The organism is Clostridium sp. ATCC BAA-442, assembly GCF_964239415.1.
GTDB lineage: Bacteria > Bacillota > Clostridia > Oscillospirales > Oscillospiraceae > Flavonifractor > Flavonifractor plautii.
This window is the reverse complement of sequence record NZ_CAXSQB010000055.1, coordinates 1-22425: the sequence shown is the minus strand read 5'-3', so window position 1 is coordinate 22425 and position 22425 is coordinate 1. Positions and strand designations below refer to the sequence as shown.

General features: G+C 56.7%; 24 protein-coding genes and 1 tRNA gene. 8 read left to right on the top strand and 17 right to left on the bottom strand.

What is annotated here, in order from left to right; genetic code table 11:
* Positions 1-469 precede the first annotated feature (469 nt).
* A complete protein-coding gene (locus tag ACESY8_RS16960) occupies positions 470-865 on the bottom strand; it encodes a hypothetical protein (RefSeq protein ID WP_054339535.1) in 396 nt (131 codons plus the stop codon).
* Between the two features lie 366 nt (positions 866-1231).
* Positions 1232-2014 carry a DUF4300 family protein gene (locus ACESY8_RS16955; RefSeq protein WP_341472574.1) on the bottom strand — a complete coding sequence of 261 codons (783 nt, stop codon included), beginning with the start codon at positions 2012-2014 and terminating at the stop codon, positions 1232-1234.
* Between the two features lie 399 nt (positions 2015-2413).
* Here ACESY8_RS16955 and ACESY8_RS16950 point away from each other — a divergent pair, with 399 nt between their 5' ends.
* From ACESY8_RS16950 to ACESY8_RS16930, 5 genes are all read left to right on the top strand, one after another.
* A complete protein-coding gene (locus tag ACESY8_RS16950) occupies positions 2414-2896 on the top strand; it encodes an RNA polymerase sigma factor (RefSeq protein ID WP_087358785.1) in 483 nt (160 codons plus the stop codon).
* A 71-nt stretch (positions 2897-2967) separates the two neighbouring features.
* The gene (locus ACESY8_RS16945; RefSeq protein WP_226917074.1) at positions 2968-3468 is read left to right on the top strand and encodes a hypothetical protein; all 501 of its coding nucleotides are present in this window, start codon (positions 2968-2970) and stop codon (positions 3466-3468) included.
* A 24-nt stretch (positions 3469-3492) separates the two neighbouring features.
* Positions 3493-4086 (top strand): hypothetical protein, encoded by a 594-nt coding sequence (locus ACESY8_RS16940; RefSeq protein ID WP_009260831.1) that lies wholly within the window; start codon positions 3493-3495, stop codon positions 4084-4086.
* Between the two features lie 93 nt (positions 4087-4179).
* Positions 4180-5577, top strand: coding sequence for an MBOAT family O-acyltransferase (locus tag ACESY8_RS16935; protein ID WP_204682292.1), 1398 nt, complete (start codon positions 4180-4182; stop codon positions 5575-5577).
* Between the two features lie 12 nt (positions 5578-5589).
* On the top strand, positions 5590-6687 hold the full coding sequence (locus ACESY8_RS16930; RefSeq protein ID WP_054339536.1) for an alginate O-acetyltransferase AlgX-related protein: 1098 nt from the start codon (positions 5590-5592) through the stop codon (positions 6685-6687).
* A 285-nt stretch (positions 6688-6972) separates the two neighbouring features.
* Here ACESY8_RS16930 and ACESY8_RS16925 read toward each other — a convergent pair whose 3' ends face one another.
* Positions 6973-7428 carry a DIP1984 family protein gene (locus ACESY8_RS16925; protein WP_007492200.1) on the bottom strand — a complete coding sequence of 152 codons (456 nt, stop codon included), beginning with the start codon at positions 7426-7428 and terminating at the stop codon, positions 6973-6975.
* 596 nt (positions 7429-8024) lie between these two features.
* Between ACESY8_RS16925 and ACESY8_RS16920 the strand changes: the two genes are divergently transcribed.
* A complete protein-coding gene (locus tag ACESY8_RS16920) occupies positions 8025-9410 on the top strand; it encodes a phospholipase D-like domain-containing protein (RefSeq protein ID WP_009260835.1) in 1386 nt (461 codons plus the stop codon).
* Positions 9411-10294: 884 nt separating this feature from the next.
* On the opposite strand, the gene ACESY8_RS16915 is transcribed toward ACESY8_RS16920, so the two are convergent.
* The 3 genes from ACESY8_RS16915 to ACESY8_RS16905 form a co-directional block, all read right to left on the bottom strand.
* On the bottom strand, positions 10295-10603 hold the full coding sequence (locus ACESY8_RS16915) for a hypothetical protein (protein WP_007492207.1): 309 nt from the start codon (positions 10601-10603) through the stop codon (positions 10295-10297).
* A 1-nt stretch (position 10604) separates the two neighbouring features.
* Positions 10605-11159 carry a hypothetical protein gene (locus ACESY8_RS16910; RefSeq protein WP_242957229.1) on the bottom strand — a complete coding sequence of 185 codons (555 nt, stop codon included), beginning with the start codon at positions 11157-11159 and terminating at the stop codon, positions 10605-10607.
* Positions 11160-11293: 134 nt separating this feature from the next.
* Positions 11294-11382: transfer RNA gene (locus ACESY8_RS16905), tRNA-Ser, on the bottom strand.
* 233 nt (positions 11383-11615) lie between these two features.
* On the opposite strand from ACESY8_RS16905, the gene ACESY8_RS16900 reads away from it, so the two are divergent.
* Positions 11616-12188 (top strand): xanthine phosphoribosyltransferase, encoded by a 573-nt coding sequence (locus ACESY8_RS16900; protein WP_021629906.1) that lies wholly within the window; start codon positions 11616-11618, stop codon positions 12186-12188.
* 13 nt (positions 12189-12201) lie between these two features.
* The gene (locus ACESY8_RS16895) at positions 12202-12600 is read left to right on the top strand and encodes a PaaI family thioesterase (protein ID WP_054339537.1); all 399 of its coding nucleotides are present in this window, start codon (positions 12202-12204) and stop codon (positions 12598-12600) included.
* Positions 12601-12654: 54 nt separating this feature from the next.
* Here ACESY8_RS16895 and ACESY8_RS16890 read toward each other — a convergent pair whose 3' ends face one another.
* The 11 genes from ACESY8_RS16890 to ACESY8_RS16840 all read right to left on the bottom strand — a co-directional run bounded on the left by ACESY8_RS16890 (position 12655) and on the right by ACESY8_RS16840 (position 22020).
* Positions 12655-14121, bottom strand: a complete 1467-nt coding sequence (locus ACESY8_RS16890; RefSeq protein WP_434307934.1) for a DUF4153 domain-containing protein — start codon at positions 14119-14121, stop codon at positions 12655-12657.
* Between the two features lie 5 nt (positions 14122-14126).
* Entirely contained in the window at positions 14127-14315 is a 189-nt protein-coding gene (locus tag ACESY8_RS16885; protein WP_154024185.1) for a hypothetical protein, read from the bottom strand.
* Between the two features lie 18 nt (positions 14316-14333).
* The gene (locus ACESY8_RS16880) at positions 14334-14795 is read right to left on the bottom strand and encodes a hypothetical protein (RefSeq protein ID WP_044941984.1); all 462 of its coding nucleotides are present in this window, start codon (positions 14793-14795) and stop codon (positions 14334-14336) included.
* 123 nt (positions 14796-14918) lie between these two features.
* On the bottom strand, positions 14919-15140 hold the full coding sequence (locus ACESY8_RS16875) for a helix-turn-helix domain-containing protein (protein ID WP_007495422.1): 222 nt from the start codon (positions 15138-15140) through the stop codon (positions 14919-14921).
* 12 nt (positions 15141-15152) lie between these two features.
* Positions 15153-15749, bottom strand: a complete 597-nt coding sequence (locus ACESY8_RS16870) for a DUF2975 domain-containing protein (protein ID WP_009259215.1) — start codon at positions 15747-15749, stop codon at positions 15153-15155.
* An 89-nt stretch (positions 15750-15838) separates the two neighbouring features.
* Positions 15839-16564, bottom strand: coding sequence for an NAD-dependent protein deacylase (locus ACESY8_RS16865; protein WP_196008395.1), 726 nt, complete (start codon positions 16562-16564; stop codon positions 15839-15841).
* Between the two features lie 41 nt (positions 16565-16605).
* On the bottom strand, positions 16606-16767 hold the full coding sequence (locus ACESY8_RS16860; protein WP_007495428.1) for a FeoB-associated Cys-rich membrane protein: 162 nt from the start codon (positions 16765-16767) through the stop codon (positions 16606-16608).
* On the bottom strand, positions 16761-19220 hold the full coding sequence (gene feoB, locus ACESY8_RS16855) for a ferrous iron transport protein B (RefSeq protein ID WP_434307933.1): 2460 nt from the start codon (positions 19218-19220) through the stop codon (positions 16761-16763). The genes ACESY8_RS16860 and feoB overlap by 7 nt, the downstream gene beginning before the upstream one ends.
* Before the next feature lie 186 nt (positions 19221-19406).
* Entirely contained in the window at positions 19407-19865 is a 459-nt protein-coding gene (locus tag ACESY8_RS16850; RefSeq protein ID WP_035298645.1) for a CD1247 N-terminal domain-containing protein, read from the bottom strand.
* Between the two features lie 439 nt (positions 19866-20304).
* A complete protein-coding gene (gene efp / locus ACESY8_RS16845) occupies positions 20305-20874 on the bottom strand; it encodes an elongation factor P (RefSeq protein ID WP_009259219.1) in 570 nt (189 codons plus the stop codon).
* An 81-nt stretch (positions 20875-20955) separates the two neighbouring features.
* A complete protein-coding gene (locus ACESY8_RS16840; RefSeq protein WP_054339590.1) occupies positions 20956-22020 on the bottom strand; it encodes a M24 family metallopeptidase in 1065 nt (354 codons plus the stop codon).
* Between the last annotated feature and the right edge of the window lie 405 nt (positions 22021-22425).

Here is a 22425-nt window from a genome sequence, read left to right as displayed (position 1 = left end):
GGCCGTCCGACCAGATTCCTTCCTTACCCCCATTCCCCTCAACCTCAACTGGCTGGGAACCTTCCAAAATGCCCAGCTAGTCCTCAATTGATTTACGTACGGTGTCACAAATGGCGTTTGGCATGGTATGATGGATTTCTCGATTAGATAAGGGTAGATCAGAACAGGTATGTATCCGGGGCTTTCTTCATCTGAAATAGCATGACAGAGCAGTATGTCGGCTTCGGTTATCAGGCGACAGAACTGGAACTGCACTTCCGAACCGCCAGCCCGAAAGGGCGGCGTACGGAAGTGCAGTTCTCTTTTTACACCAATCGCAGAAGCTGCGGCCTATGTGTTTTCTCCTGTCAGAGAAAAATATCTATCTTCCTATATAGTTCAGCCCGGCAGGTAAACAGATGCCCTAATTCACCCCGACCAATCACCCTGCTCTACTGCGCTTTCGCCGCACCGAAATAGTTCCCGCAGCCTAGTCTACCTTATCCGCCTGTTCTAACTCTCCCAACGTCTTTCGCAACAGAAACCCTACCGGAAGTAATAGCAGATTCAAAAAGATGGCATATCCGAGAGACAGGCATGCTACATTTAGGGCAATCCCTAATTCCTCCAGATTACCGCCACCCAGGCTGTGCATCATTTTAATCAGACTAAGCAATGAGCCAGCTCCTCCGGCCAGTAAAGATCCTATAGCCACCTGCCGATAGGCCAGATAACTCTCCAGCGCACGGGCGGCGGAAGGTTTTTTCTCTTGAAACATAGCCCGGATTGCCCAACCAAAAGCGCGGAAAGAGTTGTTCCCCAGAAGAACCAGTACGCACGCGATTAGCAGGAACGCCAGCGTTGTATAATCCAGAAGCGACAGCAAGTTTGCAGCATCCAGTCTGATTCCGGACGGTGTAACTGAACAGACTGCCCCACCTCCGACCAACAGAACGCATCCAAAGAGATAAACCAGATAACGCACCTATACCACGCCCTTTCTCTGTCTACAGTAGTATTTCGGTTTCCCTCTGCTCTTAATGGTTTCATGTATCATATCGACATATTTTTGCAAAAATTAAGGCTCTAACCTGGCTACATCTCCTCACTGCTGATAGTGTACTGGATAAGGTGAGGTACAGGAACGCGCCGTACTCAAAAATGCGGCTAAAATAAACGAATATGAAAAATGTCCGATGGGTCTCCCATCGGACATTTTTGGCCGTGTCTACTGCGGATACCCGTACCCCGGTCAGGATATCTCCATCATCTTCCCATTTTCCAGCACAATAGGCGGCAGCTCCGTCTCGTCTCCATATAGGTCCGGACGGGCCAGAAGATAGTGCTCCAATGCGTTCCGGCTCTCAAATTTGGTCGCCTGGAAGGGACCAGCCGGGCCATACTTCTCCACAAACAGCAGTCCGTCCTCCGTCTCCATCAATACGCCGGTATGCCCCACAAAGCGGACCCCGTCAAGTGGGGAATGCAGATATACCTCGATCAGGGACATTCCCTTGGCGCTGTTCACCTGTATGCCACGCTCCGACCACGCTTCCTCAATGCGGGCAAGGTGTTCCTCCTGGGTCGCCGCCCCCTCCAGAGGTACGGCATTGAACAGAGTAATGAAATCGGCCCGTGCTTCTGAACTGAGCTGGTATTCCTTCTGCGTGTCAATGGCCTCAATGTCAAACATTAGATAGGTATCACTCTCATCCGCAGTCCCACAGGTCTGGAGCTGATCCCGCATCAACAGGAACGCGGTCAGGCGGCAATTGGCCTCCATAAAAAATGTGCCGTCTGGCAGTTCCTTAATGTCAAACAAAAGTGAGCTGTAGTCAACAAAGTCACCCTCCATGGCGGTAAAGCCCTCCGTGAGGGTGGGCGTGGTCACCCGGGCGTTAAAGTCGTCTGCCCAGGCCAGCAGGGTATCGGTCTGCTCCTGAGATACGCCGTGGGCCTGAAGCGCATCCACGACCTCCCTCCTGGAGCTGTCATCCGTCAAATTGGAATAGAGGGCCTGTGTTTTTTCCGGCACATGGGAACCGTCAGGCGCGGAGGGTAAGCTCCCAGCAGGTGTACTACAGCTAGCCAGAGAAATTACCAAGAGTGCTGCCACAATTGTAGCGAATCGTTTTTTCTTCATATCAATCTGAGTTCCTTTCATAATTGCCTGTGAATTTGAGATGTATCTAACAGAGCATATATGTTCCGGAGCAAATCTGTCAGCTATCGTCCAGCACAGATTTGCGGCGTCTCCACATTATAGACGCAAATCCAGCTAAAAAGTTTTCAGCAGCTGCTTTGTTTCTAATATTCGCGCTCTATCGCGCCCACAAGGAACGTGGTATAATATTTAATAACTTTCTCAAAAAATGTGGAGGGAAATGTGACCTGGCGGCCAGGCCATGCGTGTATAGAACAGGAGGTAAGAACATTGCGTCATGGAGAAACGGTTGATTTAACGGCGCTATACGAAACATATTCCGATCTGCTGTTCCGGACAGCACTGACCTATGTGAGCCATTCAGAAGACGCTCAGGATGTCGTCCACGATGTGTTTGCGGTCTATCTGGCGAAGCGGCCTACGTTCCAGGATACGTCCCACCAACGGGCATGGATGCTGCGCGTTACAATCAATAAATGCCGGGATCTCCAGCGCCGCAACGCGGTACGCAGGTATACCCCTTTAGAAGATGCGGAACACATCGCCTCGCCGGAGGATTCAGAAATATCCGAACTTCTGGCCGCCGTTCGGAGCCTGCCGGACAAGCTGCATGAGGTGGTGGTGCTCCACTATCTGGAAGGGTTTTCAGTGGAAGAAACCGCACGCTGCCTGCGCATCTCGGTTTCCGCAGTCAAAATGCGTCTGACCCGCGGCCGGCAGGCAATCAAAGCACTCCTTGGAACGGAGGAATGAATATGTTTGATCAAAAAGATGTAGAGGCATACCGCAGGATCAAAGCGCCGGAGGAGCTCCGGGAGCAGGTCATGCGCCTGGAACAAAAGCCGGAGCCGACACGCACCAGAACGAAATGGATTTCGTTTGGATCTCTGGCCGCTGCCGCCTGCGCAGCCGTCCTGTTTATTGCCGCTCTCCCTCCCTTTGCTGTGCGTGGGGAAACCGCCCTCTTGTATCAGGGCGTACCCATTGGGGCGGAACCGGTCTCCATTCCGGCGGACCATCCTCAAATGACATCTGGACTTCGGGAAGTCTCCGGCGGAATTCCTCTGGCGCTGGAAACCGGCGAAACGACCCGGGTATCTGTTTCCGGCGGTGAATTCAGCCTGTTTGATCCGGAGGGCGAACTCCTCGGAGACGGCACCGAAGCAGAGATCTCCGAAGACGTTCTGCTCTACTGGGACCTCTCCGGCACAGAGGACACCATGTTTTCCCTGACCTTGAAAACCAATGGCAAACAGCTTACCTATGTACTCTCCATGCGTGACGATGGAGGGTATGACCTTCAGCAAAATCAGTCACCCAAATAAATGCAGAACAGGAGACCATGTATTATGAAAAAGATGATCACTTTTATTCTCGGTGCGGCAATGGCGATCTCCCTGGTGGGATGCAGCGGCAACAATGGCAGCAGCAATCACGGCGGAAGCGGAGACGGCTCCACCTCTTCCTACTCCAGTGCGGTGGAGGTTCTGGAGACGGTCTATGGGGTGTATTCAGAGGATCAAAAGTTCCCCATCGGCGGCGGCGATTCGGAGCACATGACCACAGATGCCCCAGGCGCCTTTGACGTATCCAAGACCGAGGAGCTGACCTCCACCTTGAGCCTTCCGGAGAGCGAGACCACCCACATTGATGACGCGGCATCTATGATCCACATGATGAATGCCAACACCTTTACCGGCGCGGCCTATCACCTGACCGGCGATGTGAGTGCCGACGAGTTCGCCGACGCCCTCAAGGAGGGAATCCTGGCGAAGCAGTGGATCTGCGGTATGCCGGATACCTTAGTCGTAATCAACGTGGACGGCCAGTATGTCATTGCCGCGTATGGCGCGGATGATTTGGTGGAAACCTTCAAGGATAACGCGCTCTCTGCCCTGGACGGAGCCGAGGCAATCATTGACACCCCGGTGGTAGAGGGCTGAGAACCGCCAGTTCAATATAACATTATATAGCGTTGCGGGGCGGCCTCTTCGCCAGGGAGCCGCCCCGTACGTTGCTGTTAAGGAAGGTTTTCTATGCTTTTTTCCAGCATCCCATTTCTATACTACTTTCTCCCGCTGGTTCTGGCCGTATACTTTCTCACTCCGGCCCGCTTCCGAAATGCAGTGCTCCTGCTGGCCAGCCTGATCTTCTATGCCTGGGGCGAGCCTAAATACGTCCTTCTTATGCTGGCCTCCATCCTGTCCGGCTATGGCTTCGGCCTCTTGCAGGAGCGGTACCGGGGCCAAAAAGGGGCCAAACTGGTCTGCGGGCTCTCCGTGGCGGTCAGCCTGTCCTTTCTCCTGTACTTCAAATACGCAGACTTCTTCCTGGAAAACTTCAACGCGGCCACCGGACTGGGGGTTCCCCTGCTGCGCATCGCCCTGCCCATTGGCATCAGCTTCTACACCTTCCAGATCATCAGCTATACGGTGGATGTATACCGGGGCGAGCCAGCTCAGAAAAATCTGATCCACCTGGCAGCCTATGTGGCTATGTTTCCCCAACTCATTGCAGGGCCTATCGTCCGCTATTCCGACATTGCACAGCAGTTGGAACACCGTTCCCACTCCACCGCTCTGGCTGCCGAGGGGGTGCGGCGCTTTCTCATTGGATTGGGGAAAAAGATCCTGATCGCCAACCAACTGGGAGAGCTGTGCAGCGTGTTCCGGGCGTCCGATGAGAAGTCCGTGCTCTTTTACTGGCTATACGCCGTCGCATTTGCCCTGCACATTTATTTCGACTTCTCCGGATACAGCGATATGGCCATCGGCCTAGGCAAAGTATTTGGCTTCCACTTCCTTGAAAACTTTAACTATCCCTATATTTCCGCCAGCATCACAGAGTTCTGGCGCCGCTGGCACATATCGCTGGGCACCTGGTTCCGGGATTATGTGTATATCCCGCTGGGCGGCAACCGCGTCGGAAGGGCCCGCCAACTGCTGAATATTCTGGTGGTGTGGATGCTGACCGGCTTCTGGCACGGGGCAGCCTGGAACTTCGTTGTCTGGGGACTGATGTTCGCCGTTCTTCTGATCATGGAGAAGCTGTGGCTGCTGAAACCTCTCTCGAAATGCCGCCCGCTCGCCCATCTCTATGTAGTATTCTTCGTCGTGATCAGCTTTGTGATCTTCAACGCGGAGAATATGGGGCAGGCCCTCTCCGACATTGGCGGTCTGTTCGGTGCCGGCGGTATCCCGCTGGTTTCTGCAGAGGCGGTCTACTGTCTGCGCAGCTTCGCTCTGGTGCTGATTCTGGCCGTTTTTGGAGCCACCCCCCTCCTCCGGAATGGGCTTGTCCGCCTCTCCCAGTACCCCACCGCCGGTAAGGTCCTCAACGCACTGGAACCCTTTACACTGTTTATACTGCTGCTGGTCATGACCGGCTATCTGGTGGACGGCTCCTTTAACCCATTCCTATACTTCCGGTTTTGATAGGAGGATACCATGGATAGCAAAAAGAAAAACCTGACGGTCTGTATCCTGTTTGGGCTGCTTCTGGCCGTGGCCTTTCTGGCCTGTTTGTTTCTCCCCAAGGAAGCCACTTCGGACAGTGAGCGGAGGAAACTGGCCGCCATGCCGGCGTTCACCTTGGATACCGTACTGAGCGGGCGGTTCATGTCCGGCTTTGAAACCTACACCCAGGATCATTTTCCCTTCCGGGACCAGTTCCGTACACTGAAAGCCCTGTCCGCCACCGGCCTGTTCCACCGGCAGGACAACAATGGGATCTATGTTTCCGACGGCTTCGCCGCCGCGGTGGAATACCCCCTGAACGAGTCCTCCCTGGACCGGGCGGCAGGCCGCTTCCAGTACCTCTATGACAAATACCTGAACGGCAGCAATCGGGTGTTCCTCTCCGTAATCCCGGACAAGAACTGCTTTCTGGCCCGGGAGAGCGGGCACCTCTCCATGGATTATGCGCAATTGGAGTCCCTGATGGCACAGAAGGTTGGCTTTGCCGATTATATCTCCATCTCAGACCTGTTGGAGCGGGACGACTATTACAGGACCGACACCCATTGGCGGCAGGAGCGGATCACCGATGTGGCGGAGCGGCTGGCCCAGGCCATGGGGGTCACCTTGACTCAAAATTACGAAGAGTCCGTGTTGGAGCGGGACTTCTACGGCGTTTACTGCGGACAATCGGCCCTCCCCTTGGCCCCCGAGTCCATCCACTATCTCATCAACGATGCCATCCGGGACTGCACGGTGTATGATTACCAGAACAACCGAACCGGAACGGTGTACGACATGGAGCGTGCCATGGGAAAGGACCCCTATGAAATGTTCCTCTCCGGTTCTCTGTCTCTGATTACCATGGAAAATCCTTACGCCCAAAGCGGCCGGGAGTTGGTGTTGTTCCGCGACTCTTTTGGCTCCAGCATTGCGCCTTTGCTGCTCAGCGGATACTCCAGGATCACTCTGGTGGATATTCGCTACATCCAGCCGGACTACCTCGGGCAGTTCATTGATTTTGAAAACTGCGATGTACTGTTTCTCTACAGCTCCCTGGTTCTGAACAACAGCGACACGCTGAAATAACCGATCCGGCTGTGGATGCTTTGGGTTATCCACAGCCGGATCTTTTTGTTCAAAGGCCAATCTGCCAATCCATGCTGCCATTGGAACAGCATCCCCATTCCCACCCTCGCAGACGCAGTCAATACCCGGTCATTACAATCATCCGTTACAATACATCTGTACGCAGTCGGGGCATAACAATTCTTGAGGACTCGAACCTCGCACGTGCCCTTCCGTGTATCCATGATGCGACTTACGCTGTCGCCGCGCGGCATTCGCCCTGCTTCTGCTACCAGGCACTTTGGCCTATTCCACTAAGTCGGTCTTCCAGTTGCTCTCTTGTAGCCGGTTATCCAGCCGGCGCAGTTCTTTGGACATCCGGTCGATCTCCTTTTGCCAGTCCGCCACAGAGAACGCAGACCGGATCTTGATCTCCGTATTTCTGGCGCGGTAGGATATCTGACTTCCCGCGTACACAACATCCCGGTATACATGGAGTTTGAGGGACAGGGCATCCTTTTGGGCAATCAGTTCTGTCAGAGTCTGCCCCTCAACCACAGTCTGGCAGTTGGTCCGATTGATTCTCGCAATCAAATAGGACAGGCGAGAAATGGAAGCATCCAGCTCCTGTTTTAGATTCTCCGGGCATTCCACCGGTTGCTCGCCCTCCTGCACCAGAGCATTGCTGCTCAAACGGTTTTTGAGCTGTTCAATATTCCGGTTCAGATCTGCGCGTTCCTGTAAAGCCTCTGCAAGTTTCATAACTTCACCCTTCCCGATCCATCGGCTGCTCTATAGCCCTGGCTTTCTTAGGAGATGTAGATACCGCCTGTTTCAAAGGCATCTTACAGCGTCTGCATCTCTCCTTATCCGATTGAATACTGAAACATACATACAGAGCGTCAATCCCATAAACGCTATGTATAAAAGCAATTATAAATTATAGTATAGCATACTTTATCAGAAATGGAACCATTGTCTGCCCGAAAAGATTCTTTTTGCAGCAGCGGTTTTAGCGATAAAAATATTGTGTGGGTACCAAACCGGCCAGCAAGGAACTGTGGACCGCTGTTCTTCGCCTCCGCTCCGTTGGGGACAGATAGTAACCCCATACACCTTGAATTTCATCAAATTGTATGATATTATTTGCAACAATGTTATCGCGGAACGGCCAGTGCTCAACTTTCTTTTCCCTTTCCTGCCCGCATTTTTTCTATTTTCAGCAGCCGCAATTTTTCACATCATCCACGGCGATATGATACTCCCTATCTTGTCCCCGGCACGCGCCGGACTAGAGCAATGAGTGCCCCGAGCAGGCGGGAATCCCTGGGGCGTCAATATGAAAGCAGGTCAGATAAATGAAACGGTTTGTGAAGAATGTCGCTCTGGTGCTCCTTGTGTGGCTTTTATTCATCATTCTCTGTCTAGTCATTCCACCGGCGTTTCACAAAAGGGCCACTCCCGAAGATTGGCTGAACGATATCCGCTATGAACATACCGCACCAGAGCGGGTGCGGAGCATCGACGACAACTCTGATGCCCTGCTGTGGCGGCTCCGGCTTATTGAGGAAGCAAAGGAGCGGATTATACTCACCACGTTTGATTTTTGGGATGAGGAAAGCGGCCAGGATGTGATTGGCGCACTTTGGGCGGCAGCCGAGCGCGGTGTCAGGGTTCAGGTGCTTCTGGACGGCATCAATGGCGGACATTTCCTTCCCATGAGTAGGAACCTTTGCCAGTTGTCAAGCCATGAGAACGTGGAGATCCGGCTCTACAACCCGATCAACCTTCTAACCCCGTGGAAAATCAACTATCGGATGCACGATAAGTATCTGATCGCTGATGACTTTGCCTATATCCTGGGTGGTAGAAATACAGATAACCGCTTCCTGGGCAATTACCAAGAACACTACAATGTGGACCGGGATATTTTAGTATATGAAACCGAGCCTGGGGCAGGCCAGTCCTATCAACAGCTGATGAATTATTTTGAGGCGGTGTGGGCGCTTCCATGCTGTAAGGTTTTTAAAGATTCAAGGTGTGAAAGCGATCTGGCTGGCTGTTATGAGCAGACCGCCCAACGTTACCCGGAAGTCTTTACAGACAGTTTGACTACAGCAGAATGGGAGTCCGCCACACTGGCGGCATATAGTGTGGAGCTATGGTCCAATCCAATCGAGCCGGAAAATAAGACACCAATCCTGTGGGCCCGCATGGTAGACGCTATGGCGCAGGACAGTAACGTTCTGGTTCAGACGCCCTACATTATATGCAGTAAGGATATGTACGAGGACCTTCGGACTGTCTGTGCTGCGGGTACCAGAACAGATATTCTGATCAATGCCGTAGAAAGTGGGACAAATCCTTTTGGCTGCACCGACTACTTAAATCAGAAAACGCATCTCCGCAGCACCGGCACCCATATCTATGAATATCTGGGCGAGCAGGCACAGCATACTAAGGCCGTGCTCATAGGCGAAGATCTGACGCTCGCAGGTTCCTGCAACTTTGATATGAGGAGTGTTTATCTGGACACCGAGCTAATGCTTGCGATCAAAAGCCCGGGGCTAAATGCTCAGATCCGTGCTCAACTCGATGTACTGAAGGAAAGCAGCCGACACATGAGTCCTGATGGCTCTATAGAAGATGGCCCAAGTTATGTTCCTAGAAAGCTAAGTTGGGGAAAAGAGGCCATGTATGCTGTCCTGCGGGTAATTACTTTGCCATTCCGGCATTTGCTATAATTTATTTCCAAATAGGCTGGACTTTTTGCGCTTCTGTGTGTGGTATTCCGTCTATCTATTTTCCGAGTGAATGCCTGAGTCACACCGTTGGGCCCAGATCCAGAGGTAACGTGAGCGGCTCCGCCGCCACTGACACGGTCTGGATTCGAACCAATAGGCCGTGTCTATCATACTTTCGTCCACATTGAGGCGTGGCAGAACTGCTCTTTGCAGGGCGGCTGTTCCCACCTGTCTCAAAACTGGGGTATCGGCTACGAAAATATGGCTATTTTGGTTACTATAACGTCAACGAGAATGGTTCCCGTAAAGTTCTGTGCACTGCTGATGGTATGAATGAGGATAAAGCGAGTAGCGCCAGCTTCTTTCAGCGGCCCGGTGACCATGGCCTGGAAAGTGGGCAGCTTATGGTTGAAGAAAAGTGTTTGGGAATTCTGGAGCCTGTACGAGAAGTGTCTCCGGAGGCAATACCAGCACTGCACTGTTTGTATTCACTGTTACCCTGGATTCCAAAGTAAAGCTGGCAGCAAAATTCTTAGAGGTCCGGCACTGTTTTATGTTTCTATCCCGTAGCATAAATTGTAAAGCTAAAAAAGAAATCCCTTGAAACCATTTCGTTTCAAGGGATTTCTGCAAAGGACGGTCAAAACCGATATTTCTATAAAATCAAAAAACGCCGCGAAGCGGCGATACCAAATCACAACCCAGCGCAGCGGTTGTGATTTGGAAAGGATGAGCAGCGGCGTGAGCGCGCTCTGACTTTTGTAAAAAAGTCGGAGCAAGCGATACAAAGCTTGCTCCGACGTGGTCGGAGTGTAATTATAGGACTTGGAAAAATCCAGTCATATCAATGGTTTTAGCGCAGCAAGCAAGAGGCTTTTATCCCATTAGATACGATAATTAGAAAGATCATCCAGCTTTTCGGCAAATGATTTTGTCTGATCGGCTTCTTTTTCAAATTGCGCCTTGATTTGCTCATTTACATCTGGAGACATAACAGGAATCAATTTCAGATCCTCTTCTTTCATGTAGAGGTCTGCAATATCTTCCTTATCTCCACATTGAGGAAAGAGGACGACCCAACAGCCGTCTTTTGGCTCCTTCTCCCAGACAACCCCTTGCATTCCCTTGTGAACGCCTTCTTTTGCATAGCAATCTTTTTCTACCATCACTTCTACGCAATCCATCATCTTCATTTTATTTTACCCCATACGGCGTATTCAATTTGAGTTTTCCGTTCGGCATAAGCATCCATCCAGTAATAAATGACACGCTGCCTGATTTGCCTTTTCTGGGAATCGTAACTCTGATATCAATTCGCTGGCCTCGTCTATCCAACTTTCCTAACGTATAGTCACCGGATAGATATTTTTCAAGTGCCTGTTTCTCACTTTGATTCTTAAGCCACGTAGAATCTGAAGCAGAATAGCCCCAACTTTCAAATGCTCGATTTTTTCCATGTCTATATGTATTTTCTGGGTCAAATAGATAGGGATCAAATTTGCTGTAATCGCTATATGATGTTGTATTCATCAAAACCACAGCATAGGGAATCGGGTCTAATGTGCAGTGGCAGTATGGATGATGTGGACAAGACGGAGCATTTTCTTCCTGAAACCAACAACCATCCAACATTAAGCATTCCTCACAGTGAGTTTTGCCCTCTGAATGGTGCGTCCATTGGACCCAGCTTGGCTGCTCTGCCGTTTTCTGCGGAAGCAGCTTTCCCGTATATCGTTTGTAATATATCATATTTCCTCCTATCATGTAAAATCAGGCTTCTACATATAGGCTGGAAAAAGAAAAAAGTTGTAAATTTCTGTACAACTTTCAAAATGAATTTACAAATTATGAAAAAATGAGTGAGTCCTATAAGGACTCACCCATGGCGGAAGCGGTGGGATTCGAACCCACGTGCCCTTGCGGACAACTTGATTTCGAGTCAAGCTCGTTACGACCACTTCGATACGCTTCCGTATAGAATATTCAATTTATGCAATCCTGTCACATGATTTCGAGTCAGCCCCGTTATGACCACTTCGATACCGCTGCAACTGGCTGTGGGCGGGTAGCGTCACAAAGCCACAATCACCGTATTGATTAGAATACCCTATTTTTGTGCGCTTGTCAATATTGCAGGGGCGTGTAAAATAGTTTATAATCTTATTCAGAAGCATTGAAACCGTGCATTGGACGGAAGGGAGTACCATGGAAGAATTAAAACGACGGATTTTAAGCGATGCGGTGGTCGGCGAGGGGGACATCATCCACGTGGACATGTTCCTCAATCACTGTATGGATATAAATCTGATGGAGCACATGGGAAACGCGCTGGCAAAGCGTTTCCGGGGTGTGAGGATCACCAAGGTACTGACTGCGGAAAGCTCCGGTATCGCCTTGGCCTGTTTTGTAGCACGAGCTCTGGATGTCCCGGCGGTCTATGCGAAGAAGTTCCAGACCGGGTACATCGATCCGGAGGTCTACTCGGCCGAAACCCACTCCTTCTCTCTGGAGAAGTCCTATACCCTGCGGGTCTCTAAAAAGTACCTGGACGGGGACGACGTGGTTCTCCTGGTAGACGATATCCTCTCCAATGGGCAGGCCATTCTGAGCCTGCTGGAACTCGTCTCCAAGGCGGGCGGCGAGGTGGCCGGCGTGGGCGTGGCCATCGAAAAGGCCATGCGGGACGGCGGTCGTGTTCTGCGGCGGATGGGCATCCGGGTGGAGGCCCTCGCCACAGTGGAGCACATCGAGGGTGACCGTATCATTCTGAAAGATTGAGGAATCGGGAAACATGGCAGACGAAGCACAGCTTGACGCAATTGCAAGGGCCAACGCCTTTGCCATCTATAACGGTATCACGACCCATCAAACTGGGGACGGCACGGCGGAGGCCATCCTGGAGATCGGGCCGGATAGTCTAAACCCCTATGGTCTGCTCCACGGAGGGGCCTACTACACGCTGGCCGACTGTGCCGCCGGAAGCGCCTGCCGGACCGACGGCCGGAAGTATGTGACGCTCCACGGCAGCCTTGATTTCATCCGCTCCGCCAGAGCGGGTCAGGTGATCGCCCGGGCCCGGGTGGAGCACCGTGGCCGCACCACCTGCCTGGTATCCATCACCGTGGACGACGGAGCGGGTACGGTATATGCCAGCGGTCGCTTCACCTTTTTCTGCACCGGCACCCTCTGAGCAGAGGGGCGACCGCCCGGACGGCAAACGCTGTCCGGGCGGTTTTCGTTCCTGCTACTGCCCCCGCCAAGCGGCCACTGACCAGGTCTGCCAATGGGCGGCCTGCCACCTGGCGCTGTCCCGAAGCGTCTCCACCGCCTGGCGCAGCTCTGTCTCCTCCGGCTGGGCCTCCAGCAGCTCCTCCAGCGCAGGCAGGGCCCCCAGCCGTCCGTCCGAGGCGGAGAGTACCGCCCCGGTGTCCAGGCCGCGGCCAATGTTGTAGCGGGCCACCAAGGCGTCCACATTGGCGTAGTTAAGGAGCAGCCAGCCCGCCACCCCCACGCTCAGCAGCACCCGGAACCAGCGGAAGTGCCGGTGCCACACCTTCCACAGGGCGGCTGCCAGGAGCACCGCCAGCACGGCCATCCCCCAATAGGTCAGCACCCGCTTAAAGGACAACCCATAGGCCCCCACATAGAGGTTCATGCGCCACAGGGCGGATACCAGCAGCACACCGCTGGCCGCCACCAGGAGTGTACCCAGCACCTGCACCATCCTGAGCCCCCGCCCCTCACCCTTGCAGAGAGCAAGGCAGGCCAGCAGGCAGGCCAAATTGACCGCGGCTACGGCCACAAGCTGGAAAAAACCGCTGCGGGCATAGCTCGCATAGCTGATTCCCACCTGGGCCAGGTAGTCAGCGCCGCCGAACAGTGCTGCGCACTGCACCGCCAGAAAGAAGGCATACAGGACATCCAGCACTGCCAGGACGGTGACCGGCCCTGCGGCCTCCATTGAAAGTCCCTCCACGGGCCGGGCGGGCCGCTTCAGCGGCTCCGGCCGCCGCAGGGAGTAGAGCAGCCCGAACAGGAATGGGGCGACAAGCAGTCCGAAAATCAACCGCAGGGCCCACAGCGCCAGATGCTCATCAAACCAGTCCGCCGCCCGGCGGGTCACCTGGGCGAACAGCGCATCCGCCGATGTGAGCAGGGGAAAGACCACCATCAGCAGTGGAACGCACACCAGCAGTGCCCCCAGGACATAGGGCATCTTTTTGCGGGAGAGGCCCCGAATGGAGCCCAGCGCCTGAACCGACGCGCCCAGATAGCCGAACAGGCCGCCCATCACCCGCAGGAAACGCTCCCCCAACATGGCGGATGTCCCAACGGAATACACCTCCATCCCCGGCCAGCCCCCCATTTGAATTCCCATCAGCAGAACGAGGGCCAGTGTGTTCCACAGCCGGAGCCACGGATTGGCAAACAGGGCGAAGGTCAGAGCCAACAGGCCCACGGCGTACAGAAGAAGGCGGTTTTCCCGCCTGGCCAGCGGGGCGGCGCCGCCGTACCAGAACAGGACGCCATACCATGCCGCCGCCAGGAGGGTCATCCCCAGGCCGGACAGGCCCCAGAGCAGCGCCTCCGCGCACAGGACGCCCACGCCCCATGCCAGAACCAGCAGCGCCCGATCCCTCCCGTCCACCGGAAACACCCGCCGGGCCGCCGTCACGGGCGGCGTTACCGGGATAGTCTTTTTCTCCTCCATTTGTCTCACTCCTTATATCTGGTACGGAGCCATGCCGCGGCGTTGAGCGCCAGGGTTCCAAGAACCAGAGCGGCGGCGCAGCACCCCAGACTGGGGGCGCACAGTCCCGTCCGGCGGGTCATCAGGGCTGCCAGGCCCAGCGCCCACGCCAACAGGCCCAGCGCCAGCGGGCCGAGGGTGCTCAGATCGTCCATTCCGACATTCCTCCTGTCTCAGGTGTCCAGCTCCTGGTAGTACAGGATGCCGGTATCTGGGTCATAGACCGCAAAGGTATAGTTGTAAGAGTACCGCTGCCACATATCCTCCGTCTCGTCCTCCTGACGGTCCTCCAGATACCACCATCCCCGGGCTGGCACGGGCCAGTCCGGCCAGTCCGACGCGCCGGCGCCGTCCGGGTAGAGGCGCTCCTCCAGTTCCGGCTCCATGGGAAACAGACTCCATCCCGCGCTGGATACGGCCTCCTCCACCGCCAGGGCGTCCTCTTGGGAAAAGGTCAGCTCCATGTGGAGCAGGCCGTCCCCGTGGAAGCCCCCGTGGCTGTCCCCGGAGGTGACTGCCGCCGGCTGCGGCAGCACAATATCCAATTTCCGGGCCACGTAACCGGCGTCCTTCTCCCCACCGCAGCCCGCCAGCAGCAGGAGTGCCAACATCATCGCAATCCATATCCGTATCATAAAGCAATCCCTCCTGTCTGTCTCTGAGGATAGCACAGGAGGGATTGTTTGTCAATTTATTATTATCGAATTTCAATAATATTTTTTTGAATATAACAAAAAACGGACAACCAAAGGCCACCCCTACGGGTGTTCTGCTGACTCCGGCACGTATTCCAGCAGGTCGCCCGGCTGACAGTCCAACGCCTTGCAGATAGCCTCCAGCGTGGTAAAGCGCACCGCCTTGGCGTGGTTATTTTTCAGGATGGACAGGTTGGCCAGGGTGATATCCACCCGGGCGGAGAGCTCGTTGAGACTCATCTTCCGCTTGGCCATCATCACGTCCAGATTGACGACAATGGGCATGGCTTCCCCTCCTCAAATAGTCAGATCATTCTCCGCCTTCAGCTCCGCCGCCTGACGGAACAGCGCGGACATGACCAGGCAGAGCAGGCCGCCCAGAATAAAAATGGGAACGAACAGAGCGTTATAGGTCAGCAGGGGCGCGACGGAACCGTAGTAGAACAGCCCCCACACCACCCGGGCCAGCGCGGCGGCGGCGATCAAAAAGCAACACACCGCCGCCCGGCGGAGGCTGACGCCGTTCTCCGCCCGGAAAGGGGCGCCCGTCAGGATGGTGCCCAGCACCCGGCGGCCCTGCCACAAAATTACGGCGGTGCAGATGCCGCAGAACAGGAGGAAAAGGGTGAGGACAAAGGTGAAGGCAAAATTCTCCGTCCAAGCCCCCACTACTACCAGAAACATCTGTAGACCAGGCGAAAAATAGGGCCAGTCGTCCCCAGGCAACGGTGGTTCTGCTGTCAGATTGCCTAACAGCTCAGGCAATGGGATTTGGCACCCAGCAACGGACACTAGTACCGGCACCAAGGGCAGGACAATGAGATTACACACGAATGTGATAGTCACCAGGATCTTCAGTACCCCGGCCAGCTTCTGCACAGCGGTTTTTTCCATGGTATCTCCCCCTTTAGGGAGAGTATACCATGGGTTTTATCGATTTTCAACAAAAAAATTGAAAGGGCGTCCACGCGGACGCCCTTCTGTTATACCCGGATGGCTCCCAGTACTTCGCCGAGAGAGGCATTGATGACCAGGCCGGCCTCTCTGTCGTAGGGGGTGGCGCTCTTGTTGATCAGGGCCAGCCTATTCCCGCGGTAATAGCGGATCAGCCCCGCCGCCGGGTACACCGCCAGGGAGGTACCGCCGATGATCAGCATGTCCGCCCCGGCGATGGCCTCCACCGCGCCCTCCATGGTTGTCTCGTCCAGGCACTCCTCGTAGAGCACCACGTCTGGCTTCACAACCCCGCCGCACGCTGGACAGTGGGGCACGCCGCCGGTCTCCAGCAGGAAGTCCAGGCCGTAGAACCGGCGGCACTTCATGCAGTGGTTCCGGTGGACGGAGCCGTGGAGCTCGTACACCGTTTTGCTCCCCGCCGCCTGGTGGAGCCCGTCGATGTTCTGAGTCACCACGGCGGTCAGCTTTCCCGCCGCCTCCAGCTCCGCCAGTTTCCAATGAGCTGCATTGGGCCTGGCCTGCGGAAAGAGCATTTTGCTGCGGTAAAATCGGTAGAACTCCTCCGGATTCCGCTCAAAAAAACTGTGGCTTAAAATCGTCTCCGGCGGAAATGCGTATTGCTGGTGGTACAGGCCGTCCACGCTGCGGAAGTCGGGGATACCACTCTCAGTGGACACCCCCGCGCCGCCGAAAAAGACGATATGCCGGCTCTCGCTGATCCAGTCCTGAAGCTGTTTGAGTTGATGGTCCATAAGAGCGCCTCCTTGCTGCGGGCCGATGTGGGCATCGGCCCCTATGTCCTGCGGTGGCGGCAGCGGGTGTGGGGGCAGGAAGGGCATCCGCCGCAGCCGCACCCCCGCTTGCCCTTCAGACTCTGGTGGAAACGGTAGATCAGGTAGGCCGCCGCCCATACGATCAGCGCCGCCACACCGGTATATACGATATATTTTAACATCCTATCACCCGCAGCACAAGAGAGCCGAGCTGATAGACCAGGAAGGAGCCCAGCCAGGCGGCCCCCAGCTGCCAGCCGATGGAGGCCAGGGTCCATTTGGTGGAGTTCATCTCCTTGCGGATGGTGGACACCGCCGCCACGCAGGGCACATAGAGCAGGACAAACACCAGGAAAGAATAGGCGGCCAGGGGGCTTTGGAAGGTGCCGCCCAGGGCGGCGGCAATCGCCGCACCGCTGGCAGTGACAGAAAAGCCGTAGAACATGCTCATGGAGGAGACCACCATCTCCTTGGCTACCAGTCCGGTGAGCAGGGCCACCGCCGCCTGCCAGGTGCCGAAGCCCAAGGGGGCGAACAGAGGAGCCAGGAGGCCGCCCACGAAGCCCAGGATAGAGGACTCCTCGTTGGACACCATGCCGAAGGTCCCGCCCTCAAAGCCGAAAGACTGGAGGAACCAGAGCAGCACACTCATGGCCAGAATCAGGGTGCCCGCCTTCACCAGGAAGCCCTTTACCTTCTCCCACACGTGGAGGGCGATATTTTTGAGGGTGGGCAGGCGGTAGGGGGGCAGCTCCAGCACGAAGGCGGCGGGCTCTCCCTGGAAAACCAGCTTCTTGAGGAGGATGCCCGAGCCGATGGCGAAGAGCAGTCCCAGCAGATAGAGGGAAAATACCACCAGCCCTCCGTATTGGGGGAAGAAGGCGGCGGTGAGCAGGCCGTACACCGGCAGCCGGGCGGAGCAGGACATAAAGGGAACCAGCATGATGGTCATGCGGCGGTCCTTCTCGTTCTCCATGGTGCGGGCTCCCATGACTGCCGGGACGGTGCAGCCGAAGCCCATGAGCATGGGGATAAACGCCTTGCCGGACAGGCCGAAGCGCCGCAGCAGCCGGTCCATAATGAAGGCCGCCCGGGCCATGTAGCCTGAATCCTCCAGGAAGGACAGGAACAGAAATAGAATGGCGATCTGGGGCAGGAAGGTGAGCACGCCGCCCACACCGGCGATCACGCCGTCCACCAGCAGGGCCTCCACCCACGGTGCAGTACCCGCGGCGGCCAGGAGGGAGCGGACGCCCCCGGCAAACCAGCCGCCGATAAGGGCGTCCACCCCGTCGGCCAGCATCTGCCCCGGCCCGAAGGTGAGGGCAAACATACACAGCATCATCAGCAGGAACACCGGGATGGCCAGAACCTTGTGGGTCACGATGGCGTCAATGCGGTCGGACAGGGTGGGCGCCCCCAGAGGGCGGCCCCGCCTGACGCACTGGGCCACCACGGTCTGGATGAACTGGTAGCGGGCGTCGGCGATCAAGGTCTCCCGGTCGCCCAGATCATAGGCCCCCTCATACTCCCGGCAGACGGCCTCCAGCTCGTCCCGCTCCCTCTGAGACAGGCCCAGGGCTTTCTCCACCAGGGCGTCCCCCTCGATGAGCTTGATAGACGCCCAGTGGGCGGGGATATGGGCGGCGTAGGCCTTGTCGTGGATCAGCTCGCCCACCTTGTGATGGATCTGGTGGGTAAAGCCGTCGTACAGATCATCCGGTTCAATGGTGACGCCCACGTGCATCTGCCGGTGGGCCGCCTCCAGCAGAGTCTGAATGTTCTCCCCCGACCGGGCGGTGATGGGGATAACCGGCACCCCCAGGGCCTTGGACAGCCCCGCCACGTCGATGTGGTCGCCGTGCTTCTCCACCTCGTCCATAAAGTTGAGCGCTATGACCATAGGCCGCTCCAGCTCCAGAAGCTGGGCGGTCAGGTAGAGGTTGCGCTCAATGTTGGTGGCGTCGATGATGTCGATGATGGCGTCGGGCCGCTCCCCCACGATGAAGTCCCGGGCGACAATCTCCTCCATGGAGTAGGGGGAGAGGGAGTAGATGCCGGGCAGATCCACCACCGTGACGGACTTGCCTTCCACCTGGGCCCGGCCCTCCTTCTTCTCCACTGTCACCCCCGGCCAGTTGCCCACGTACTGGTTGGAGCCGGTGAGGGCGTTGAACAGGGTGGTCTTTCCGCAGTTGGGGTTGCCCACCAGGGCCAGCTTCATCTCCCGTGTGTCGTGGCTGGCGTAGTCGGGCACGCCGCCGTGCTCCGCCGCCTCATGGGCGTGGTCGGCGTTCATCCGGCGGAGGGTTTCCTCGTCCGGAATGTGCTGCACCATGCCGATGCGCCGCCGACGTGTCTGGGCGCGCCGCTCCCCCTCCGCGCCGGTCGCCACCCGGATCTGGGCCGCGTCCGCTTTGCGCAGGGACAGCTCGTACCCCCGCAGGTTGAGCTCCACCGGATCGCCAAAGGGGGCTACCTTGCGCACCGTGACCTCGGTGCCCGGAGTCAGCCCCATATCCACCAGCCGCCGCTTCACCGGGCCGTTTTCATTGCCTACCTGGAGAATAACACCGCGCTCGCCCGGCGCCACCTCCTCCAGGGTTCTCTCGTTCTGTTCCGTCTGAGTCCTCATAGCCGCTCCACTCAAAAAATTTAGTTTACCTAAGTTAACTCCTTCATTATACTATGGTATCCAGGGCCGCGCAAGAGAGGGACCGGTGCTGTTTTCTACAAAAAGCAGGCGCTATGGGGCGCGGTCCTGCGTAGTTCCGCAAAAAAGAGCGGACGCCCACTCGGGGCGCCCGCTCAGGGGGTTCTATTAGTCGTGGTCGTGCTCCTCACAGCCGCAACCACAGCCATCCTCGTCTCCGTCCCCGCAGCAGCAGTCGTCGGACAGATCCAGCGCAAACTTCTGCTTGCAGCCGGGGCACTGAATCACGCCCTCTTCCAGGACAGACTCGTCGATCATCAGGGTGTCGCCGCAGTTGGGGCAGTCCACCTCAAAAAAATCGTCGTCCTCGTCGCCGCAGCAGCAGTCATCGTCGTCGTCATCCTCGTCAAACACGGCCTTCTCCACGTCGGAGAGGTCGTCGGAGATGGCGTCGATCTCCTCGCCCAGGGCGACGGTGTTCTCCTCCAGATCCTCGATGGACATGCCGATCTCCTCCAGGATGCCGATCATTACGGAGATGAGCTTGCCCTCCTTGGACTTGGCAGTGTCCAGATCCAGGCCCTCGGCCAGACCCTTCAGATACGCGACCTTCTCAGAAATAGTCATAATAATCTCCTTTTCACAGGCGGCCCAAAGGGCCTTCACAAAACGATGCGCCTTTACAGCGTCAGCTATCACGCCTCACACCCTCCGCGACGGCACACTGCTTACCGCTCCGCAAAAAACATCTTGCGCCTACGGCACAACTGCTTTTTCGTCTGCGCGGTTCGCTGTGCGCCTGTTCCAGGGCGTTCGGGCGCTTACGCCTTGCAGCGCTCCAGGTACTCGCCGGTGCGGGTGAGTCCCACGCAAAGCACACTTTGCGCGGGAACCCTTTGATTTCATTTGCGCGGCGGAACTGAATTCCGCCTTGCGCCAAGGTTTTGCCTCCGGCAAAACCCTTGTGTGCGCCGGAGGCGCGGGGGGGGGGGGGGCCCCGCCCCGCTGCGCGGGGCCCCCGACACCCGCCGATGCCCTTCCGCCTCCGCAGAAGTCCGGCAGGCGATCAGGCCTTGCAGCGCTCCAGATACTCGCCGGTGCGGGTGTCGATCTTGATCTTGTCGCCGGGGTTGATGAACAGGGGCACCTTGATCTCAGCGCCGGTCTCCAGGGTGGCGGGCTTGGTCACGTTGGTGGCCGTGTCGCCGCGGAAGCCGGGATCGGTCTCGGTGATCTCCAGCTCCACGAAAGTGGGGGGCTCCACCGCAAAGATCTTGCCCTTATAGGAGTTGATCTTGCAGACCATGTTCTCCTTCACAAAGCGGAAGTTGTCGCCCAGCAGCTCGGCGCCGATGGGTACCAGATCGTAGGTCTCGGGGTCCATGAAGTAGTACAGATCGCCGTCGTTGTAGCTGTACTCCATGTCCTTGCGCTCCACATAGGCCTGCTCGAACTTGGCGGTGGGGTTGAAGGAGGTCTCGGTCACGCCGCCGGTGATGACGTTCTTCATCTTGGTGCGCACAAAGGCCGCGCCCTTGCCGGGCTTCACGTGCTGGAACTCCACCACCTGCATCACCTGACCGTCCATCTCGAAGGTCACGCCGTTCCGGAAATCACTGGCAGTAATCGTAGGCATTGGTATTCATCCTCCAAAATAAGGTTTCTCAAAATTCAGCTACGCTATTTTACCCCATTCTTCCCTTATTTGCAAGGGTTTTTACAGAATAATCAGCTCTTTGGGGGATTTGGTGAGGACCATACAGCCGTCGGCGGTCAAAACCGTCACGTCCTCAATGCGGACGCCGAATTTCCCGGGCAGGTAGATACCCGGCTCGGCGGACACCACGGCGCCCACAGGCAACAAAGTCTCGTCCCGGGTGTTCGCGTTGGGGGACTCGTGGATCTCGATGCCCAGGCTGTGGCCGTAGCCGTGGCCGAAATACTCCCCGTAGCCCGCGTCCTCGATGACCTTGCGGGCGGCGGCGTCTATGCTCTTGCCGGGCACGCCGGCCTTTGTCACGGCGATGCCCGCCAGTTGGGCCTCCAGCACGGTCTGATAGACCTTCCGCATCTCCCCGGTGGGCTCGCCCAGGGCCACGGTGCGGGTCATGTCGGAGCAGTATCCGCCGTACTTGCAGCCGAAATCCATAGTGATGAACTCGCCCTGCTGCACCTGCTTGGCGCTGGGGATGCCGTGGGGCAGGCTGCCGTTGGGGCCGGAAACCACGATGGGGTCGAAGCTCATCTTCTCCGCACCGAAGCGGAGCATATCGTACTGGAGCTTGGCCGCGATCTCCTGCTCGGTCATGCCGGGCTGGATAAACTTCAGAATCTCGGAAAAGGCGCGGTCGGTGATCTCCTGGGCCTTTGTCATCAGGGCGATCTCCCCGTCGTCCTTGGCCGCCCGCAGGGCGTCCACCAGCTTCTGAGCGGGCACCAGCTCGGCGGTGAGGCCCTCCTTCCAGAGGTTATAGTCCGCCACCGACAGATAGCCCTCCTCAAAGCCCAGCTTCCGGATGCGGCAGCGGTCGACGACCTCCTGCACCATAGCCCGGTAGTTGCGGCTGCGGCCGGTCATGGCGATCTCCGCGCCGGTGATGAGGTGATTGGCAGCCTCAATGTAGCGGGAGTCGGTGAAGTAAAAGCACCCCTGCGCCGTCACCACCACATTGCCCTCTCCGTGGAAGCCCACGGCATAGTATTCCCCGGGCTCACTGTTAAGCAGCATGGCATCGAGGCCATATTCCGGCAGCCTGGCCGCAATCTGTTTCAGATGATTCATGGTAAAACCTTCCCTTCTATTACATGCAATCTGTATAGTTCTCTCACGTAAATGGCGGATACCTGCACCGCCCGCCGTCAGCCGCAGGCGGCCTGATACAGCCGCTTCATGGTCAGCGCGTCCTCCGCCTGGGTGCCTGCGCTTGCCCCAGCTGGCCAAGGCCCGCCGGGGGCCCCGGCCCCTTCATCTGCACGGGCGAACTGAATTCGCCCGGCATCAAGGTTTTCCCTTCGGGAAAACACTTGTACGGCGCAAAGCCCCGCCCCGCTCCGCGTGGCCCCTGCGAAAGCGCCCATCCCCTCACCTCTGACTTGCCTGATACAGTTGTTTCATAGTCAGCGTGTCCTCCGCCTGGGTGCCTGCGCTTGCCCCAGCGGGCCAAGGCCCGCCGGGGGCCCCGGCCCC